At 58.9% G+C, this 19,459-nt stretch carries 19 protein-coding genes and 1 pseudogene; 13 read left to right on the top strand and 7 right to left on the bottom strand.

From position 1 onward, the window contains the following. Nucleotides 1-29: 29 nt before the first annotated feature. A pseudogene (locus GU3_RS11950) lies at nucleotides 30-1,208 on the bottom strand (IS3 family transposase). 186 nt (nucleotides 1,209-1,394) lie between these two features. On the opposite strand from GU3_RS11950, the gene htpG reads away from it, so the two are divergent. From htpG to hemH, 3 genes are all read left to right on the top strand, one after another. Then, nucleotides 1,395-3,311 (top strand): molecular chaperone HtpG, encoded by a 1,917-nt coding sequence (htpG, locus tag GU3_RS11940; protein ID WP_014292794.1) that lies wholly within the window; start codon nucleotides 1,395-1,397, stop codon nucleotides 3,309-3,311. 213 nt (nucleotides 3,312-3,524) lie between these two features. Beyond that, nucleotides 3,525-4,169 (top strand): adenylate kinase, encoded by a 645-nt coding sequence (gene adk, locus GU3_RS11935; RefSeq protein WP_014292793.1) that lies wholly within the window; start codon nucleotides 3,525-3,527, stop codon nucleotides 4,167-4,169. Between the two features lie 68 nt (nucleotides 4,170-4,237). Continuing rightward, nucleotides 4,238-5,206, top strand: a complete 969-nt coding sequence (gene hemH / locus GU3_RS11930) for a ferrochelatase (protein ID WP_041543182.1) — start codon at nucleotides 4,238-4,240, stop codon at nucleotides 5,204-5,206. A 74-nt stretch (nucleotides 5,207-5,280) separates the two neighbouring features. On the opposite strand, the gene GU3_RS11925 is transcribed toward hemH, so the two are convergent. Continuing rightward, the gene (locus tag GU3_RS11925) at nucleotides 5,281-5,673 is read right to left on the bottom strand and encodes a hypothetical protein (RefSeq protein ID WP_014292791.1); all 393 of its coding nucleotides are present in this window, start codon (nucleotides 5,671-5,673) and stop codon (nucleotides 5,281-5,283) included. Nucleotides 5,674-5,812: 139 nt separating this feature from the next. Between GU3_RS11925 and GU3_RS11920 the strand changes: the two genes are divergently transcribed. The 5 genes from GU3_RS11920 to GU3_RS16830 all read left to right on the top strand — a co-directional run bounded on the left by GU3_RS11920 (nucleotide 5,813) and on the right by GU3_RS16830 (nucleotide 9,583). After that, nucleotides 5,813-6,007: a DUF4250 domain-containing protein gene (locus GU3_RS11920; RefSeq protein WP_014292790.1), complete on the top strand. Its 195-nt coding sequence runs from the start codon at nucleotides 5,813-5,815 to the stop codon at nucleotides 6,005-6,007. 56 nt (nucleotides 6,008-6,063) lie between these two features. After that, complete coding sequence (locus GU3_RS11915; protein WP_014292789.1) at nucleotides 6,064-6,714, top strand: thiopurine S-methyltransferase; 651 nt, start codon at nucleotides 6,064-6,066, stop codon at nucleotides 6,712-6,714. A gap of 262 nt (nucleotides 6,715-6,976) precedes the next feature. Continuing rightward, the gene (locus GU3_RS11910) at nucleotides 6,977-8,341 is read left to right on the top strand and encodes a YjiH family protein (RefSeq protein ID WP_014292788.1); all 1,365 of its coding nucleotides are present in this window, start codon (nucleotides 6,977-6,979) and stop codon (nucleotides 8,339-8,341) included. A gap of 54 nt (nucleotides 8,342-8,395) precedes the next feature. After that, entirely contained in the window at nucleotides 8,396-8,932 is a 537-nt protein-coding gene (locus GU3_RS11905; RefSeq protein ID WP_014292787.1) for a DUF924 family protein, read from the top strand. A gap of 201 nt (nucleotides 8,933-9,133) precedes the next feature. Beyond that, nucleotides 9,134-9,583 carry a transposase gene (locus GU3_RS16830; RefSeq protein WP_014292786.1) on the top strand — a complete coding sequence of 150 codons (450 nt, stop codon included), beginning with the start codon at nucleotides 9,134-9,136 and terminating at the stop codon, nucleotides 9,581-9,583. A gap of 155 nt (nucleotides 9,584-9,738) precedes the next feature. Here the strand turns inward: GU3_RS16830 and GU3_RS11900 are convergent, their stop codons facing one another. Then, nucleotides 9,739-10,374, bottom strand: coding sequence for a DUF2057 domain-containing protein (locus GU3_RS11900; protein WP_014292785.1), 636 nt, complete (start codon nucleotides 10,372-10,374; stop codon nucleotides 9,739-9,741). Between the two features lie 110 nt (nucleotides 10,375-10,484). Beyond that, entirely contained in the window at nucleotides 10,485-12,539 is a 2,055-nt protein-coding gene (gene dinG, locus GU3_RS11895) for an ATP-dependent DNA helicase DinG (RefSeq protein WP_014292784.1), read from the bottom strand. A 255-nt stretch (nucleotides 12,540-12,794) separates the two neighbouring features. On the opposite strand from dinG, the gene GU3_RS11890 reads away from it, so the two are divergent. Then, complete coding sequence (locus GU3_RS11890) at nucleotides 12,795-13,856, top strand: porin (RefSeq protein WP_014292783.1); 1,062 nt, start codon at nucleotides 12,795-12,797, stop codon at nucleotides 13,854-13,856. A gap of 123 nt (nucleotides 13,857-13,979) precedes the next feature. On the opposite strand, the gene GU3_RS11885 is transcribed toward GU3_RS11890, so the two are convergent. Together GU3_RS11885 and GU3_RS11880 are read right to left on the bottom strand one after the other, a co-directional pair. Next, nucleotides 13,980-14,351, bottom strand: coding sequence for a conjugal transfer protein TraR (locus tag GU3_RS11885; RefSeq protein ID WP_014292782.1), 372 nt, complete (start codon nucleotides 14,349-14,351; stop codon nucleotides 13,980-13,982). Nucleotides 14,352-14,353: 2 nt separating this feature from the next. After that, nucleotides 14,354-14,620, bottom strand: a complete 267-nt coding sequence (locus GU3_RS11880; protein WP_041543179.1) for a hypothetical protein — start codon at nucleotides 14,618-14,620, stop codon at nucleotides 14,354-14,356. On the opposite strand from GU3_RS11880, the gene GU3_RS11875 reads away from it, so the two are divergent. After that, nucleotides 14,613-15,626 (top strand): IS110 family transposase, encoded by a 1,014-nt coding sequence (locus tag GU3_RS11875; protein ID WP_014292781.1) that lies wholly within the window; start codon nucleotides 14,613-14,615, stop codon nucleotides 15,624-15,626. The genes GU3_RS11880 and GU3_RS11875 overlap by 8 nt on opposite strands. A gap of 494 nt (nucleotides 15,627-16,120) precedes the next feature. Then, nucleotides 16,121-17,298, top strand: a protein-coding gene (locus GU3_RS11865; protein ID WP_148265849.1) for an IS3 family transposase whose coding sequence is annotated in 2 segments (ribosomal slippage) — nucleotides 16,121-16,412 and nucleotides 16,412-17,298 — 1,179 coding nt in all. Because the reading frame shifts where the segments join, the coding sequence is not laid out codon by codon here. 52 nt (nucleotides 17,299-17,350) lie between these two features. Here GU3_RS11865 and GU3_RS11860 read toward each other — a convergent pair. Further along, a complete protein-coding gene (locus tag GU3_RS11860; RefSeq protein WP_014292780.1) occupies nucleotides 17,351-18,292 on the bottom strand; it encodes a tRNA-dihydrouridine synthase in 942 nt (313 codons plus the stop codon). A gap of 160 nt (nucleotides 18,293-18,452) precedes the next feature. On the opposite strand from GU3_RS11860, the gene GU3_RS11855 reads away from it, so the two are divergent. Together GU3_RS11855 and apt are read left to right on the top strand one after the other, a co-directional pair. After that, nucleotides 18,453-18,845 (top strand): YbaN family protein, encoded by a 393-nt coding sequence (locus GU3_RS11855; RefSeq protein ID WP_014292779.1) that lies wholly within the window; start codon nucleotides 18,453-18,455, stop codon nucleotides 18,843-18,845. Nucleotides 18,846-18,912: 67 nt separating this feature from the next. Further along, nucleotides 18,913-19,458 carry an adenine phosphoribosyltransferase gene (gene apt, locus GU3_RS11850; RefSeq protein ID WP_014292778.1) on the top strand — a complete coding sequence of 182 codons (546 nt, stop codon included), beginning with the start codon at nucleotides 18,913-18,915 and terminating at the stop codon, nucleotides 19,456-19,458. Nucleotide 19,459: the final 1 nt, after the last annotated feature.

Below are 19,459 nucleotides of genomic sequence, written 5' to 3'. Positions count from 1 at the left end.
GAGTGGCCCCGATAAAGTAGACACTTAAGTTAAGCGGCAGCTGCGTAGGCATTGGGAGTTATTCCTCCCAGCGCCATGTGGCGCCGCACTTTCGGGTAATACTCGTCCGTATAATACCGGACTTCATCTGCCATTTCGTCTCTTCCGAGCATTCCTAATGGATGTGTCCATTCCTTCTTGAGCAGCGCGAAGAAGCTTTCCGAACAGGCGTTATCCCAGCAGTTACCTCGCCGAGACATGCTGATGGTGATTCCCCGTGTAGTGAGCCATCTCATCACCTCTTCGCTGCGATACTGACTCCCCTGGTCAGAGTGGAACAACAACTGTGTCCCATCTGGCCGCTGATGTTGCCATGCCTGCTCAAGGGCCTCCAGCACCAGCTGGGCGCTATTGATGGCACCCATGGCTCGGCTCACCACGCGACGTGTACCCAGGTCCAGGACTACTGCGATGTAGAGCCAGCCTTCGTGGCACCGGATTTGAGTAATATCTGATACCCAGACTCGATTTGCCGCACCAACCGAGAAGCGGCGATTCAGCAAGTTCGGTAGCACAGGCAAGAATGATGTCGGCTTTTGATACCCTGTTTTAAGAGCCGTGCATGAATGGTAACCAGCGTCTCTCAGCAAGCGCTGAACCTGGTTCTTGCCGCAGCAGAACCCGGCATCCCGTGCTTCCAGCCACAGCTTGCGATAACCCGGCACATTCTTTCTGTTGCCTGGCTCGCTCGAGCAGGAAGGTTTTCAGAGTTTGTCGCTTGATGACACGTTCTCCCGGAGCATGCTGACGTGCTCGCCAACGATAATATCCCGCTCGTGACACATTGAGTACTTCACACATTATCGAGACCCGCCAGCGTTGACTTCGGTGAGCCTCGATAAAGGCAAACCTTACTTGCTGTGCTTGGCGAAGTACTCTTGCGCCTTTTTTAGGATTTCGTTCTCCAGCTCTTTTCGTTCAAGCAGCTTCTTCAGTCGAGCATTTTCACGCTCCAGATCCTGCAAACTTTTTTCTGGTCCGATGTTTTCAACTGCTTTGTCAGATGATTTCTTGGTCATGATCCACTCTCTGCGCCAGCGACTCAATTGGTTAGGATGGATCCCGAGTCTGCCAGCAAGCTGAGCTTGTGTCTCTGTGGTGGATAGCGAGGCCTCGACGGCCTCACGTTTGAATGCATCGCTAAAGTGACGGTGGGGTTTGTACTTCATAACACCTTCTCATTAAATGAAGGTGTCTACTTTTTTCGGGCCAGTCCAAGGAGGGAGGCGTCTCACGTTTTACGTATAACGTTCCTCACCCCTCACTCCTCACGCTTTTTTCCCCTCGTCTCTTGAAACTCCAGCATCCACCCCCATCTTTCTCGCTGTAGGTTAAACCAAGCAAGGAACATCAAGATGACCGAAGCCGTGCATACCGAAACTCATGGTTTTCAAACCGAAGTCAAACAGCTGCTCAGCCTGATGGCGCACAGCCTCTACTCCAACAAAGAGGTTTTTCTGCGCGAATTGGTGTCGAACGCCGCCGATGCTGCCGACAAGCTGCGCTTCAAGGCCCTGTCCAACAGTGATCTGTTCGAGAATGACGGCAACCTGCGGGTGCGCCTGGTTATCGACAAGGACAACAAGACCCTGACCATTTCCGACAACGGCATCGGCATGACCCGGGACGAGGTGATTGAGCACCTGGGCACCATTGCCAAGTCGGGCACCAAGGCCTTTTTCAGCCAGTTGTCCGGCGATCAGGCCAAGGACTCCCAGCTCATCGGTCAGTTCGGGGTGGGCTTTTACTCCGCCTTTATCGTGGCCGACAAGGTCACCGTGCTGAGCCGGGCCGCCGGTGAAAGCAGTGATCGCGGCGTGCGCTGGGAATCGGACGGTGACGGCAGCTTTACCGTGGCCGACATCGAGAAAACCGGTCGTGGTACCGACGTGATCCTGCACCTGCGCGACAGTGAGCTGGAATTTCTCGACGACTGGCGCCTGCGCAGCATCGTGGGCAAATATTCCGATCACATCAGCATTGCCGTGGAAATGTGGAAGGACGGCGAGCCGGAGCAGACCGACGAAGACGGCAATGTCACGTCACCGGCCACCGAGGGCGAGTGGGAGCAGGTCAACAAGGCCACCGCCCTGTGGACCCGCGCCAAGGGCGAGGTGAGCGACGAGGAATATCAGGAGTTCTACAAGCACATCTCCCACGACTGGCAGGACGCCCTGGCCTGGAGCCACAACAAGGTGGAAGGCAACCAGGAATACACCAGCCTGCTCTATGTGCCCGCCAAGGCGCCCTGGGACATGTGGAACCGGGAGCAGAAGCACGGCCTCAAGCTGTATGTGCAGCGGGTGTTCATCATGGACGACGCCGAGCAGTTCATGCCCACCTACCTGCGCTTTGTGAAGGGCGTGCTCGACTCCAACGATCTGCCCCTCAACGTGTCCCGGGAGATCCTGCAGGACAACAAGGTTACCGCCCAGCTGCGCAAGGCCTGCACCAAGCGGGTGCTGTCCATGCTGGAGCAGATGGCGAAGAACGAAGCCGACAAATACCAGGGCTTCTGGAAAGAGTTCGGCAACGTGCTGAAGGAAGGCCCGGCGGAAGACTACGCCAACCGGGAGCAGATTGCCGGCCTGCTGCGCTTTGCCAGCACCCACGCCGACTCTGACGCCCAGACCGTGTCGCTGGATGACTACATCGCGCGGATGAAGGACGGCCAGGACAAGATCTACTACATCACCGCCGACAGCTACGCCGCCGCCAGCCACAGCCCGCACCTGGAAATCTTCAAGAAGAAGGGCATTGAAGTGCTGCTGATGTGGGAGCGGGTGGACGAGTGGCTGATGAACCACCTCAGCGACTATAAAGACAAGCAGTTTGTGTCGGTCACCAAGGGTGAGCTGGACCTGGGCGAGCTTGACGACGAAGAGACCAAAAAGGCCCAGGAAGAAGCCAAGGAAGCCCTGGCACCGCTGCTGGAGCGGGTGAAAATCGCCCTGGGCGACGAGGTGAAGGAAGTGCGCCTGACTCACCGCCTGACCAGCACGCCCTCCTGCGTGGTGGCCGGTGAGCACGACATGAGCACCCAGATGATCAAGCTGATGCGCGCCGCCGGCCAGCCGGTGCCGGAGCAAAAGTATATTCTGGAGCTCAACCCCGACCACAGTCTGGTGAAAAAGCTCGAAAGCTTGGGCGAGGGTGAGCAGTTCAACGAGTGGTCCCAGCTGCTGCTGGAGCAGGCCCAGCTCGCCGAGCAGGGCGGCCTGAAAGACCCCGCCGCCTTCGTGGCCCGGGTTAACCGCCTGCTGCTGGGCTAATTCACAGCCCCACCCTGACCCTTCCCTGACAAGGGGAAGGGATGAAATCAACTCCCCCTTTACCGGGGGAGTTTTTGTTTGTGCCCCCTTCTTTTTTTCGCTGCTTATATCATCAATAGGTCTAACTGGCCGTGCTGTTACTTGTCCCCATCTCGGTGTCATGACACAATCAGCCCCCAATTGTGAATGACTAATCAAAAAGAGGACGCTGTTATGCGCATCGTTTTGCTGGGTGCTCCGGGCGCGGGTAAGGGAACGCAAGCTCAGTTCATCATGGAGAAGTTCGGTATTCCGCAAATCTCGACTGGCGACATGCTGCGAGCCGCTATCAAGGCCGGCACTCCCCTGGGCCTGAAGGCCAAGGAAGTGATGGATCAGGGCCAGCTGGTGTCTGACGACCTCATTATCGGTCTGGTCAAGGAGCGCATCAGCCAGGACGACTGCGCCAAGGGCTTTTTGCTCGACGGCTTCCCCCGCACCATTCCCCAGGCCGATGCCATGAAGGAAGCCGGTGTGGAGGTGGACTTTGTGCTGGAATTCGCCGTGCCCGACGAGGAAATCGTCAAGCGCATGAGCGGTCGCCGGGTGCATCCGGGCTCCGGCCGGGTTTATCACCTGGTGTATAACCCGCCCAAGGTGGAAGGCAAGGACGACGTGACCGGTGAAGACCTGGTGATCCGCGCCGACGACGAAGAAAGCACCGTACGCAAGCGTCTGGCGGTGTATCACGAGCAGACCGCGCCGCTTATCGACTACTACAAGAAAGAAGCCGAAGCCGGCCGTACCCAGCACCATAAGGTGGATGGTACCCAGTCGGTGGACGCCGTCAGCCGCGAGCTGACCGACATTCTGGCGTAAGCCGGCATGGTTCAAGCCGGGCCCGAACAGGTCCGGCTTTTTGTTGTTTGTGAAGGACAGGTAACAAAGTGAAAACAGGCGTTTTGCTGGTCAACCTGGGGACGCCTTCCGCGCCGACGTCGGCGGCGGTAAAGGCCTTTCTCAGTCAGTTTCTGCACGACCACAGAGTCGTGGATGTGCCCCGCTCGCTGTGGTGCCCGCTGCTCCATGGCATTATCCTGCCGTTCCGCTCGCCCAGGGTGGCCAAGCTCTATCAGTCCATCTGGTGGCCGGAAGGCTCGCCCTTGATGGTGATAAGCCGTCGCCAGCAGGCGGCGCTGCAACAGGCGTTGCAGGATGAAGGCATTGATGTGCCGGTGGTGCTCGGCATGAGCTATGGCGAGCCGTCCATCGGCTCGGCCTGGCAGCAGCTTAAAGATCAGGGCGTGGACAGGGTGATAGTGCTGCCGCTGTATCCGCAGTATTCGGTCAGCACCACCGCCTCGGTGTTCGATGCCTGGGCCAAGCTGATGAAGCAGGAGCGGCTGGTGCCGGCCCTGCGCTTTGTGCACGATTATCACGACTTCAGCGGCTACATCGGCGCCCTGGCCGACTCGGTGCGGGCCCACTGGCAGGAGCATGGGCGGGGGGACATGTTGTTATTGTCTTACCACGGCATTCCCAAACGCTATGAGAATGAGGGCGACCCTTACGGCCAGCAGTGCCACCGCACCTCCGAGCTGCTGGCGGCTGAGCTGGGGCTGGAGCCGCACCAGTGGCGCACCACCTTTCAGTCGCGGTTTGGCCGGGAAGAGTGGCTCAAGCCCTATACCGACAAAACCATGGAGCAGTTGCCCGGTGAAGGCATTAAAAAGCTGGACGTGATCTGCCCGGCCTTTTCCGCCGACTGCCTGGAAACCCTGGAAGAGATTGCCGAGCAAAATCAGGAGATTTTCATCAAGGCCGGGGGAGAGCAATACCATTATATTCCTGCCCTGAACGACAACCCCGCCCACATTCGCATGCTGGTGGATCTGGTGTGTCGCGAGCTGGTGTAAGCCTGACAGGGGTTAAAACCTGAAAAACCGGCGTTGCTTTAATAGCAGCGCCGGTTTTTTTATGGGCCGAAGAGTCAGTGCAGCGGGCTGGCTGGCACTGCCGGCCCGATCACAAAAAGACGGCCGCCGGCTTGCCGCTGGGGCGAAAAGGTTTCATCTTGCTGTTGCCAGCACACCACGGCGGCGATGGCCGGGCTCGACAGGGCCCGCTGCAACTGGCCCGGGTTCAGGCGGTGCGCATCCACAATGCGGGCGGGATTAATGCCGGCGGCGGCCAGGGTGCGGCGGCACAGCCGGCCCGGGGCGTTGGCGATCAGGATCCAGCCGGTGTTGCCGTGGCTGAGGGCGGCCAGGCGGGCCAGCAGTCCGGCCTGGGGCGCATTATGGGCGAAGGAGGCGGCGCAGTGGGGCAGGGAGTCCTGCCGGGAGATCAGTGCCTGCTTGCGGATTAGCGAAAGGTTCATCATGGGTCGGCCCTGCCTGTGGTGATACTGTTTATATATACAGTATTCACTTGAGGCGGGCTGGTCAATATTTAACTGGTTAAATTTACAGTATTCTGATCGGGCCGGCAGATCACCGGCCTGTTACCTGCAGGAGAGCAACATGGACAGAGCACAACTGGAACGCATGGACACCCACATGGTACTGAGCATTCTCAATGAAAAGTTGCGCATTGAATGCGACAGCCTGGACGCCTTGCTGTCCCGCTACGAGCTCGACAGGGGCTGGCTGAGCGCGCGCATGGCGCAAATCGGCTACCGCTACGACAGCCAGAGCAATCAGTTTAGGGCGGCATGACTTGAAAAGGGAAAGCCGGGCTGTCATGGTCCGGCTTTTTGATGTGAGGAGGCATCATGGAACCACATTTCTGGCATCAGCGCTGGCAGAGCGCCCGCATCGGTTTTCACCAGCGGGAGATTAACCCCCACCTGCGGGCCTGCTGGCAGCATACCGGCGCGCCGCCAAACACCGAGGTACTGGTGCCTTTGTGCGGCAAAAGCCGGGATATGTACTGGCTGGCGGAGCAGGGCCATGCCGTGGCCGGGTTTGAGCTGTCGCCGCTGGCGATAGCAGACTTTTTTGCCGAGGCAAAGCTTACGCCGAAGCGCGAGCCCAGCGGCCTCTTTGTGTGCTGGCAGCACGAGCCCTTCCGCCTCTACGAAGGGGACTTTTTTCATGCCGATGCCCTTGGGAGGCAGTTTGACCTCGCCTATGATCGGGCGGCCCTGATTGCTCTGCCCGCCACCATGCGGCCCGCCTATGCCGCCTTGCTGGCCCGCCTGAACAACCCCGGTGGCCGTGTGTTGCTGGTCACGGTTGATCACGATGCGCAAGCGCCGTCGCCGCCTTTTGCGGTGAATGAGGCCGAAGTGCGCACCCTGTTCGAACCTTGTTTCGAGGTGGCTTTGCTGGCGCATCTTGAAGAAGGAGCGCGCAACCGCCGGGTGGCGGCGGGGGAGTGTACTTTTTTTGATGAATGGTGCTTTTTGCTGACTCGCCGCTGACAAAATGTTACCGGGTGTTTTCGCATTGGTTAAATAATTTGGGTGTAGCTCCGGTTTTTTCCTGTTTCTTCAGTGTAATATTCCAATTGTGTATTTCAGTGCAAAATCTTTGCCTGTAAAATAACTATTCATCGCGCACCTTATCCGGTGCGGCATTATGCGCTGTTTCCTGCTCTTTTATGCACTTTGCAAGGGCGGGACAGCCGGCACACGATAACGGTATTGATGCCGCCGGCCCCGGGGCCGGCGCAAAGGAGTATTCATGGAAAAAACGCTGACGGGGCAAGCCGGTGGCACCCGTAACTGGCTGATGTTTCTGCTGCCTTCGCTGGCGGGCATTTTGCTGTTTATGACCCCGGTTGCCTGGCAGGGCAATATCACCATCATGATAGCGGTGCTGGCCAAGAGCGTGCAGGGCGCCCTGGGGGAGCAACTGCCCGCCATGGTGACCGGGTTGATTACCCTGTCGGCGTTGCTGTCGCTGCTCGGCAGCCTGCTCAGGCCGGCCTGGCTGCTGAACCATGCCTTTCTCAACACCCTGTTCAATGTGCGTCCGGTATGGCTCGCCAGCCGGCTGCTGGGCGCGGTGTTTGTGCTGCTGGTGCACTTTCAGGCAGGGCCCGAACTGCTTTACAGCGGCGATACCGGCGGCCTGGTGCTGAACGATCTGCTGCCGGTGCTGTTTGCCGTGTTTATTTTTGCCGGCCTGTTGCTGCCGCTGTTGCTTGACTTCGGTCTACTGGAGCTGGTGGGCACCCTGCTGACCGGTATTATGCGGCCGCTGTTTCGTCTGCCAGGACGTTCGGCGGTGGACTGCATGGCTTCCTGGCTGGGGGACGGCAGCGTGGGCATTCTGCTGACCAGCAAGCAGTATGAAGGGCATCATTATACCCAGCGGGAAGCGGCGGTGATCGGCACCACCTTTTCGGCGGTGTCCATTACCTTCAGCCTGGTGGTGCTGGCCCAGGTGAAGCTGGAGCACATGTTCCTGCCCTTTTACGGTGCCGTGTGTCTGGCGGGGGTGGTGGCGGCCATAGTGGTGCCGCGGTTGCCGCCCCTGTGCTGGAAAAAAGACACCTTTATCAATGGCGAGCCGCGCCCGGCCAATGCCGAGGCCACGCCGCCGGGCTATTCCCGCCTGGGGCATGGCCTGACGCTTGCGCTGGCCCGGGCCGGCAAGGTGGAAAGCCTGGCTCAGGTGGCGCGCGCCGGGGTGCACAATGCCCTCGACATGCTGCTGGGCGTGCTGCCGGTGGTCATGGCCTTTGGCACCCTGGCGCTGATAGTGGCGGAAACCACGCCGCTGTTTGCCTGGCTGGGCATGCCCTTTGTGCCGCTGCTGGAGCTGCTGCAGATTCCCGAGGCCGCGGCCGCGTCCCAGACCATGGTGGTGGGCTTTGCCGACATGTTCATTCCGGCCATTCTGGCCACCTCCATCGAGAGCGAACTGACTCGCTTTGTGATTGCCGCCCTGTCGGTGACTCAGCTGATTTACATGTCGGAAGTGGGTGCCCTGCTGCTGGGCAGCAAGATCCCGGTGAACATTGTTGAGCTGTTTGTGATCTTCCTGATGCGCACCCTGGTCACCCTGCCGGTGATCGCCCTGGTGGCCCACTGGGTATTCTGATGGGCGTGGGCTCTTCTATACTGTTGCCACACCAACAGTGGACAGGAGAAGCCCATGTATCAGTCGGTACTGCAGTTCTGGTTTGAAGAGCTGACTCCCGCCCAGTGGTGGCATAAGGATGCGGCGCTGGATACGGCCATTGCCGAACGGTTTGGCGGCCTGCATGAGCGGGCCTGCCGGGGGGAGTTGTTTGAATGGCGCAGTCGCGCGCCAGGGAGGCTGGCCGAGATCATTGTGCTCGACCAGTTTTCCCGCAACATTCACCGGGGGCGGCCGGCGTCGTTTGCCGCCGATGGCATGGCCCTGGCACTGACTCAGGAGGCCATCAGCCAGGATGCCGAGCGTGCACTCAGCCGCGAGCAGCGGCTGTTTCTGTACATGCCCTTTATGCACAGCGAATCCCTCAAGATTCACGACCAGGCCCTGATCCTGTTTGAGCGGCTGGGGCTGGCCGACAACCTGGACTTCGAGCATCGCCATCGCAATATTATTGAGCGCTTTGGCCGCTACCCCCACCGCAACGCCATTCTTGGCCGCCCCTCCACCCCTGAAGAGCAGGCATTTTTGAAACAGCCGGGCTCGGGGTTTTAATGGGTAGTTGCGCCTGGGTGTAGCCTGATATTTGTAGCCGGCACCTACGGTCATCCGGGTTAGGGTAGCTGCCGCTTCAGCCGGCAGGGCCTGCGTTGCAGGCCGTTGACGCGGTCGTTGACTGACAAATGCGCTGGCTAAAACGGCGCCTACAGCCCGGTTCCAGACTTGAGCGGATAGCCTTTGAGTTACACTGTTTTCATGACTTATCAAGATGCATTGGCTGGCAGATGTTCATTAGAAGGGCAGATTTATCATGTGACTATCTGCACTTGGCGTCGTTATCCGTTTTTCGACAATTATTGGGCTGGTCGTCAGGTGGTGAAGACACTGTGTCACCTTGAAAGACAGCAACTCGCTCACTCAATGGCCTGGGTATTGATGCCCGATCACCTGCATTGGTTATTTCAGTTAAATCATTCAGCCTCACTGTCAGGAGTAGTGCATACCTTCAAGGGACGTTCGGCCAGGATTGTTAATTGTTATCTGAGGCGAACCGGTGCCTGTTGGCAGAGAGGGTTTTATGACCATGCCATCAGGCAGGAAGAAGATGTACAGCAAATTGCCAGATACATTATTGCCAATCCATTAAGGGCGGGTCTGGTGAAGCGGGTGGGGGATTATCCGTTATGGGATGCAGTCTGGGTATAACGCGATATTTGTAGCCGGCACCTACGGTCATCCGGGTTGGGGTAGCTGCCGCTTCAGCAGGCAGGGCCTGCATCGCAGGCCGTTAACTGACAAACGCGCCGGCTAAAGCGGCGCCTACAGCCCGGGTCTTGGGCCATAGTCGCCACGTTCACATGTTACTGCTGCTGAATGGCCCAGATCTGGAAGGCGCGGCGGGTGTCGGCATCGGCGGCGTTCCACCAGTGCTGCAGCATTTCCATGGCATCGGCGTCTACCACGGCGTCGCCGAATTTTTCCTGGGCGGCGGCCACGGCGGCCTCGGTGCGGCCGTTAAAGGCCTGGCGGCTTTCCTTCAGGTGCTGCTGAATACCACCGGCGGTGTCCAGGCCGGCGGGCATGGGAATAGTGGAGAGTTCGGCGTCAACGGGCTGGCCGGTGCGCTTGTCCACCACGGTCAGCTGCGCTGCCTGCTCACGCAGAAACTGCCTGGCCAGCTGGTAGTTGAGCGGCTTGTTATATTCAATGGTCAGCTCGGCATCGGCGGGCACGTTATCCAGCTCGATGATCACCGGCTCACCGTTCAGCACCCGTACTTCGGAGCGGTTGGAATAGTCGTTGGTGTAACCGATGGCCAGCTGGTTCTTGCCCTCGTTCAGGGTGACCTTATGAATGTTTTTGGTAATGGTGTTGGCGGTTTTTTCGCCGTTCACCAGAAAAATCTGATAGGGCTGCTCGGCTTCAAAGGTGGCGGCGGTGGCGCCAAAACACAGACCAGCCGCGGCCAGGGCGGCAAGGGTAACACGCAGTTTCATAGATAAGGGCTCCTGAGCCATTTGCCCGTTGCGGGCATCACGTTATGCATTAAACCGGTCGATTGTGACAATTTATAAAACCGGACGCAATTGGCAAACCCGCCCCGTGCTCACGTTTCCCGGGTAAAGGGGGGCAGGGCATTGAGCAGCGCCGGGCCGTAGCGGCGGGTCAGCAGGCGCCGGTCCAGCAGCACAATGCGGCCCCGGTCGGTTTCGGTGCGCAGCAGCCGGCCGCAGGCCTGAATGAGCTTGCGCGAGGCCTCGGGCACGGTGAGCTGCATAAAAGGGTTACCGCCGCTTAAGCTTATCCACTCGGCCATGGCTTCCTCCACCGGTGAGGTGGGCACCGCAAAGGGCAGCTTGGTGATAATCAGGTTGGTGAGGTAATGGCCGGGCAAATCCAGCCCTTCGGCAAAACTGCCGGTACCAAACAGCACGCTGGGCTGGCCGCCGTCGCACTTCATGCGGTGCAGCTCCAGCAATGCCTGGCGGCCCGCTTCCCCCTGCACCAGCAGGGAATGGCCCTGGCCGCGCAGGGCCTTGGCCACGGCGTTCATCTGCCGGTAGGAAGAAAACAGCACCAGGCTGGCCTGTTCATCCTTTAGCCAGCGGGGAATTTCCTCCACCAGCAGCTCATCAAACCCCGCCTCCTGGGGCTCCAGGGGCAGGGGCGGGATTATCAGCCGCGATGCCGGGTAGTCAAAGGGCGAGTTCAGCCGCAGATACTGGCTGCCGTCGTCGGCGCGCAGGCCCACCGAGCGGCGAAAATAGCTGAAGTCGTTGAGCGCAGTAAAAGTGGCCGACACCATGATCACCGCCGCCGCCCGGGACCAGCACCATTGCTCCAGCAAATGGCCCACCGCCAGCGGCGTGGCGCACAATGTGGTGTCGTGCTTGCCCTGCACCAGCCAGCGCGCCGGCGGTGTTTGCTTGGGGCCCACTGCTTTCAGCATCAGCTCGCACAACCCCAACGCCTCGTCGGCGTGCAGTTGTTGCAGGCTGACGGACGCCATGGCGCCCGACACCGCGCTGTTGCCCGGTTGCTGTTTGAGGGCCTCCGCAAGGGCACTTTGCAGCCGGCTCAAGCCCTGGGCCAGTTGCTTGTGTTCATCCTTGAGCGCGGTCAGGGAGTGGCTCAGCAGCTCCGGCAACTCGCCGGCGGCAAAGCGCGAGCAGCCCTGTTCATCGGGAGTTAGCTCGCCCCGGCGCTGGGCCGCCTGCAACTGTTTATACAGCTCGCCGAGGGAAGGAATAAGCTGCTGCAACGCCTGCTGGGTACGGTTAACGGCGTTGTGGCCGTCATCCTTGAGTACCGCGGCCAGGGTTGGCACCTGCTTGTTGAACTGCTCCAGATTGCGCCGGGCCGCGCGCAGCGACAATTTTGCCGAGCCCTGCTCCCGGGCAATGTGGGCGATGTGGTGGGCCTCGTCCAGCACATACACGCAGCTTTCCGGCTCGGGCAGAATAATGCCGCCGCCCATGGCCAGGTCAGCCAGCAACAGGGCGTGATTGACCACGATTACATCTACCTTGTCGAGCTCGGCCCGGGCCAGGTGAAAGGGGCAGTGGCCATGGCCCAGCTGAGGCTGACAGCTGTGGCGCTCGGTGTGCAGTTGTTGCCACAGCGCATCGTTGATGGGCTCGGCCCAGCTGTCGCGATCGCCGGCCCAGCGGCCTTCGACCAGTGCCTGCCACAGCTCGGTCAGTTGTTCCTGCTGCGCCGGAGTGAGTGCATCGACCGCCTCAAACATGCCGATCTGACCGTTACCCTGCACCAGCGCCTGCAAGCGTTGCCGGCAGCAATAGCGGGCCCGGCCCTTGGCCAGGGTAAAGGTAAAGGCAGGCTGGCAGTGGGGCTGGAACAGCGGAAGATCTTTATTGACCAGTTGCTCCTGCAGGGCCAAGGTGGCGGTGGAGATCACCACCTTTTTATTATTCAGCCGGGCCCAGGGAATGGCGGCCTGCAAATAGGCCAGCGACTTGCCGATGCCGGTGCCGGCCTCGGCCACCAGAATGCGGCGGGCGGCGTCGTAGTGGCCCAGCAGCACCTTGCCGATTTCCGCCACCAGGAAGTTTTGCTCCCGCCTGGGCCTAAACCCCTGAATGGACTGGCTTAACTGGCGGTAATTGGCCCGCACAAGGGTGCGGTAATCGGCGCTGGGCATGGCAAATGTCCGGGATAAAATGCGGCCACAAGTATACCCGGTAGACGGTTATATGCCACTTGCAATAAACAAGGGTGAAAAAGCGGCACGGATCACAGTTGATTATCAGGCGAGCGTTATTGTCATAAAAAGTTCCCGCGATTTTGTTGCAAGGTAAAAAACCCGGTGATAGGCTGCTCGCCATAGTAACGCTAGCGTTGCTAACACAGGGAATAACAAGGACTTAGTGTTTAATTACAGTAGGCAAATAAAATCATGAAAAAAACGATTCTTGCACTGACCATCCCTGCGCTGTTCGCTACCTCTGCCAGCGCTGTGACCGTATACTCCGACGAAGGCGCCCAGGTAGATATCTACGGCCGCGTTCAGTTCGACGGTGGTGAGCTTGACCACCAGAATGACTCCAACGGTAAAGAAGTAAAATCTGAAAGTTTCGGTACCGATGGTTCTGCTCGTCTGGGTGTCAACATGAGTTATGCCCTGAATAACGATGTAGACCTGATTGGTAAGCTGGAATGGCAGGTTGCTGCTGAAGCGAGTGACGACTCCAAGTTTGATGCCCGTTACGCCTGGGCCGGCTTCCGCTTTATGGATACTACCGAGCTGACCTTTGGCCGCAGCGTGGATCCGCTGGCACAAGCCATCTACTTGACTGATGTATTCAACATCTTCGGTGCCGGCATCACCTACGGCAGTGAGTTTTCCATCAGCGACAAAGCCGATGACCAGATCATGGCCACCTATGCCGCCAATGGTGTTGATCTGCGTGCCGCCTACGCTTTTGCCGATGACGACAGAACTGATTTTGCAAACCAAGCTAATGGTGATGTCGCTGAGAACCAGTGGGCCGTATCTGCCGGTTACACCTTCCCCTTCGGCCTGGGCCTGGTTGCCGCTTATGAGCAGCAGAATGGTTATGAAAAAACTGGTCTGACTTCACAAAACATCGATCAGGACGTCTGGTACGCCGGTGTTCACTACACCCTGGACGGCTTCTATTTCGCTGCCCTGTACTCCGACCGTCAGCGTGACACCGGTACTGCTGCCGGCGACGATGAAGGTACCGCCTACGAACTGCACGCTCAGTACAATGTAGACGCCTGGACCCTGATGGCTCAGTACTCCAAGGAAGAGTTCGATGCCGCCGGTGCCACTGAAGAATACGACAGCATCGACGACATTACTCTGGGTGTTCAGTATGACCTGACCTCCAAGACCAAACTGTATGCTGAGTACGTAATCTCTGACTCCGAAGTGGATACTTCTGGCGCCAAGAAAGACGACCTTTACGGCGTTGGTATTCAGTACAACTTCTAAGCAGCTAAACATCTGATTTAGAAGCAAAAAGCCGGCGAAAGCCGGCTTTTTAATGCCTGTGTTTCAGGCTTTCTGCGGTCCACTTCTCCTCACCCCTCACCCCTCACGTCCCACGTCCACGCCTCACAGCGTCCAGCTGCCGTGCTGGGCTTTTCGGTATTTCGCTTCGCAGTGGTCGCAGCGCTGGCGGCAGGGGTCGGCCAGCAATTGCGCCGGCGTCAGCTCGGCTTCACAGTCGCTGCACAGGCCGTACAGCCCCAGTTGCCACTGGCACAGGGCGGCGTCCGCCTGGCGCAGGGCTTTCAGCTGCGGCAGCAGCTGCGGCCAGGCCGCCAGGGCTGAATGGTCGGCCCATTCATCCGGGGGCAGGTGTTGCAGCCGGGTGGCGAGCCCGGCATCCAGCTCCCGCAGCGCGCACAAAAAGTGGTGACGGCGGTCTTCCGCCACCGCCAGCAGTCGTTGCTCCAGCTCTTGCTCGGTGATGTTGCTGCTCATGATCACATCCGTTGAATGAAGTATGCCGGCCAGTATAGGGTTGGCCAGTTGTTAACATCATGATGCAAGTCAACAGAAAGCTTTAAGCCGTAAGTGGCCCGGCGCTGGCAGACAACGCCGATGTTTTTCGAAGCTGCAGTGGGGATTGCCGGAGTCGACCATAAAATGCCATGGATGATGAGATGGACACCTCTTGGGTAAGCAGCGTCGTAATGCGCCATATTTGGGTTGAAGCTCAAATAACCACAAAAGGTGTCCACTATGAACATTACGCTCATTGGTCTCGATTTGGCAAAGAATGTGATTCAGATTTGTGGTGTTAATCAAGCTGGCAAGGCGGTATTCAATCGCAGCGTGACCCGTCACAAGGTACTGGAGCTGCTTAGTCAGTACCCTCAGGTGCCCATTGCGATGGAAGCCTGCAGCGGCTCCAATTACTGGGGCAGAGCCCTGCAGCAGCGGGGTCACCCAGTGATGTTGCTGCCGCCCCAGCATGTGAAACCCTTCGTCAAGGGGAACAAGAACGACCGTAATGATGCCTTTGCTATCTGTGAGGCGGCACGGCGCCCCAACATGACGTTTGTACCGCCGCGCACGCTGGAGCAGACCGACATCAGCCTGGTACACCGGCTGCGAGAGCGCCGCATCGGCGAGCGAACCCGGTTGATTAATCAGTTACGGGGCTTGCTCAATGAGTACGGCATCGTTCTGGCTGGCGGTAAAGAGACGTTAAAGCAAGCCATGCCCTTGCTGTTGGAGGATGCTAGTAACGAACTGACGCCACGGGCTCGGACCTATTGTTGTGACATCCTGGAAGAATGGCAGCAACTGGATGAGGCTATTCGGTGCCTGGATAAAGACATCGAACAGCAATGTCGCGATAACGAGGCCTGCGCCCGACTCACTGACATTCGAGGTGTAGGCGCGGTGACCGCGACCGCCATGGTCGCCTTTGTCGGCAACGGCAGTCAGTACCGCAATGCCCGGCACTTTTCTGCCAACCTGGGGCTGGTACCGAAAGAGCATTCCAGTGGCGGCAAACAAAAGCTGGGCAGTATCACCAAGCGTGGTAATGGGTACTTGCGCAAGCTGTTGATACAAGGTGCCTGGTCGATTATCCGGCACCTGAACAAGGCCACCGACCGGTTATCGCTGTGGGTCAAACAGCTGGCCGAGCGCAGAGGCAAGCAACGCGCTGCGGTGGCCACGGCCAACAAGCTGGCACGGATTATCTGGGTCATGCTGTTCCGGCAGGAGCGCTATCGGGCAGCCTGAGCTGACCTAAAGAAACCGAATTAACCCTCGTTTGGCAGGAAGGAAAACAAGAGGTTATCACCCCGACGAAACGCGATGTGGAAAACGTGAATGAGGCAACAGGTTAAACCGGCCCTTGCAAACGCCGAGAAAATGTCAGGAGTCTGAACTCCGTAGGGACGATAGGCAGCAAGGGCGCGGTTCTCATTAGGGCCAGAGTGAGCCAATGACTCCCTCATCAAGACAGGCCGAATATACGGGTGCAGTTAATCCTGGTCGCCAAAACACGGAAACCCCACTTGCGAAAAGCGAGGTGTCCATATATGGCATTTTCGAGCGTTACAGGGAGGTACTTGAAGCGTGTCGTGAAGTGCAGCCGCACTGCTGATTCGCGGGATAGCGTGCCAAGGTTGCCGCGTTGCGGCAAGTTGCGACCAGGCTGGCCGCGACGCGCCGCCCGCGCTCCATGGACTGGCCCGAAAAAAGTAGACACCTTCATTTAATGAGAAGGTGTTATGAAGTACAAACCCCACCGTCACTTTAGCGATGCATTCAAACGTGAGGCCGTCGAGGCCTCGCTATCCACCACAGAGACACAAGCTCAGCTTGCTGGCAGACTCGGGATCCATCCTAACCAATTGAGTCGCTGGCGCAGAGAGTGGATCATGACCAAGAAATCATCTGACAAAGCAGTTGAAAACATCGGACCAGAAAAAAGTTTGCAGGATCTGGAGCGTGAAAATGCTCGACTGAAGAAGCTGCTTGAACGAAAAGAGCTGGAGAACGAAATCCTAAAAAAGGCGCAAGAGTACTTCGCCAAGCACAGCAAGTAAGGTTTGCCTTTATCGAGGCTCACCGAAGTCAACGCTGGCGGGTCTCGATAATGTGTGAAGTACTCAATGTGTCACGAGCGGGATATTATCGTTGGCGAGCACGTCAGCATGCTCCGGGAGAACGTGTCATCAAGCGACAAACTCTGAAAACCTTCCTGCTCGAGCGAGCCAGGCAACAGAAGAATGTGCCGGGTTATCGCAAGCTGTGGCTGGAAGCACGGGATGCCGGGTTCTGCTGCGGCAAGAACCAGGTTCAGCGCTTGCTGAGAGACGCTGGTTACCATTCATGCACGGCTCTTAAAGCAGGGTATCAAAAGCCGACATCATTCTTGCCTGTGCTACCGAACTTGCTGAATCGCCGCTTCTCGGTTGGTGCGGCAAATCGAGTCTGGGTATCAGATATTACTCAAATCCGGTGCCACGAAGGCTGGCTCTACATCGCAGTAGTCCTGGACCTGGGTACACGTCGCGTGGTGAGCCGAGCCATGGGTGCCATCAATAGCGCCCAGCTGGTGCTGGAGGCCCTTGAGCAGGCATGGCAACATCAGCGGCCAGATGGGACACAGTTGTTGTTCCACTCTGACCAGGGGAGTCAGTATCGCAGCGAAGAGGTGATGAGATGGCTCACTACACGGGGAATCACCATCAGCATGTCTCGGCGAGGTAACTGCTGGGATAACGCCTGTTCGGAAAGCTTCTTCGCGCTGCTCAAGAAGGAATGGACACATCCATTAGGAATGCTCGGAAGAGACGAAATGGCAGATGAAGTCCGGTATTATACGGACGAGTATTACCCGAAAGTGCGGCGCCACATGGCGCTGGGAGGAATAACTCCCAATGCCTACGCAGCTGCCGCTTAACTTAAGTGTCTACTTTATCGGGGCCACTCCATCCAAAATAACGCCTCACGCCTCACGCCTCACGCCTAACGCCCTCCAGCACCGCCCGGATTTCACTGGTGTGCTTGAGGATTCGAATGGCGGCGAACAGCTCCCGGGCCTCGGGGTACTGTAGCTTGAGATAATTCAGCCATTGCTTGATGCGATTGGGGTAATAGATGGCCTTGTTGCCTTCCACTTCCAGCGCCGAATAATCCAGCAGCAGTGCAATCACCTCGCGCCAGGGCAGGGGAGCGGCGCCGGTCTTGATGGTGGCGGCCAGGTTGGGCAGGGCCAGGGCTCCCCGGCCGAGCATCACATCGGCGCAGCCGCTCTGGGCCCGGGCCTGGGCCGCTTGCCCGGCGTTCCAGATCTCGCCGTTGACGATCACCGGAATGGCCAGTCGTTTTTGTATTTCCGCCACCAGTGGCCAGTAAGCCGGCGGCCGGTAGCCGTCTTTTTTACTGCGGGCATGCACCGCCAGCTCGCTGATGCCGGCTTCCGCCAGGGCCTGGCTGTTTTCCAGGTAGCTGTCCCGCGCCTCCAGCCCCAGGCGAATTTTGGCGCTCACCGGCAAATGGGCGGGCACGGCGGCGCGCACGGCCCGGCCGATGCGGTAAAGCTGCTCGCTGTCGGCCAGCAGGGCGGCGCCGCCTCTGTGTTTGTTCACGGTTTTGGCCGGGCAGCCAAAGTTGAGGTCAATGCCTGTCGCCCCCAGCCGGCAGGCCTGATCGGCGTTTTCCGCCAGCCACTCCGGCGCCTGGCCCAGCAGCTGAATGCGCACCGGGGTGCCCGCCGGAGTGTTACAGCCCTGGTGCAGTTCGGGGCAGAGCCGGTAAAACACTCGGGGGGGCAGGCGCATGTCCACCACCCGCACGAACTCGGTCACGCACAGGTCAAAGGGGTTGAGGCGGGTCAGCAGATCCCGCATTAAATGGTCGAGCACCCCTTCCATCGGGGCCAGGATCAGGCGCATGGCAATGACTACGGCAAATAAAAGCGGGCAGTGTACAGGCTAGGGCCCAAAGCGTGAAGCCGGTGTCCATATTGATGAGGGCACGGCCAGGCCGGTCCGGTTTTTGTGGGCGAGTTTTGCTATAGTGCGCGTAACGGTTTTCGACGTGCAGGAGAGCGCCATGCGTCTGTTGTTTGCATTGCTTGGCGGTATTTCACTGGGGCTGGGGCTGCTCGGCGCCTTTTTGCCGGTGCTGCCCACCACGCCCTTTGTGCTGCTGTCGGCGTTTTGCTTTGGCAAGTCGTCTCCCCGGGTGCACCGCTGGCTGGTGAACCATCGCTGGTTTGGCGGCATGATCCAGGACTGGCAAACCCATGGCGGCCTGCGCTTGCCGGTGCGCCGGCGGGCGCTGTGGCTGATGGCGGCAAGCTTTGCCCTGTCCATCTACCTGGTGCCCCTGTGGTGGGTGCGTGGCCTGCTGCTGTGCACCTTTATGGCGCTGGCGTGGTGGATGTGCCGGCTGCCGGTGGTGCCCGAGCGCCCCGTGGTTGCAATGGAGCAGTCGAGGCCCTAAGATTTCACACCTTAATTCAATGCCATGCCCGCCTTTTGGCCGGGCCCGACGAGGCAGCCAGACTTCAATGAAACAAGACACCCTCAAGCTGATTGCAAACAGCATCGTTTCCATTCCCGATTACCCCAAGCCCGGCATTGTGTTTCGTGATATCACCGGCCTGGTGGAAAACGGCGAGGCCTTTCGCCTGACCATAGAAACCCTGGTGGAGCATTACCGCCACTCCGGCGTGCGCAAGGTGCTGGGCACCGAGGCGCGGGGCTTTATCTTTGGGGCGCCGGTGGCGGCGGCCCTGGGGGTAGGGTTTGTGCCGGCGCGCAAGCCGGGCAAGCTGCCCCGGGAAGTGGTGGAAGTGTCTTATGAGCTGGAATACGGGTCCGACAAGCTGCAAATTCATGCCGACTCCATTGTGCCCGGTGAAAAGGTGCTGATCATCGACGATCTGCTGGCCACCGGCGGCACCGTGGAAGCGGCGGTCAAGCTGGTGCGCCGCTGTGGCGGCGAGGTGCAGGATGCCGCCTTTGTGATTGGCCTGCCGGCCCTGGGCGGCATGCAGCGGCTGAACAAGCTGGGCGTGAAGGTCACCAGCCTGGTTGAATTTGACGGCCATTAAG

Source organism: Oceanimonas sp. GK1, from assembly GCF_000243075.1.
In the GTDB taxonomy this organism is placed as follows: domain Bacteria; phylum Pseudomonadota; class Gammaproteobacteria; order Enterobacterales; family Aeromonadaceae; genus Oceanimonas.
Note: the sequence above shows the minus strand (reverse complement) of the source record. Positions and strands in the feature narration are given on the sequence as shown.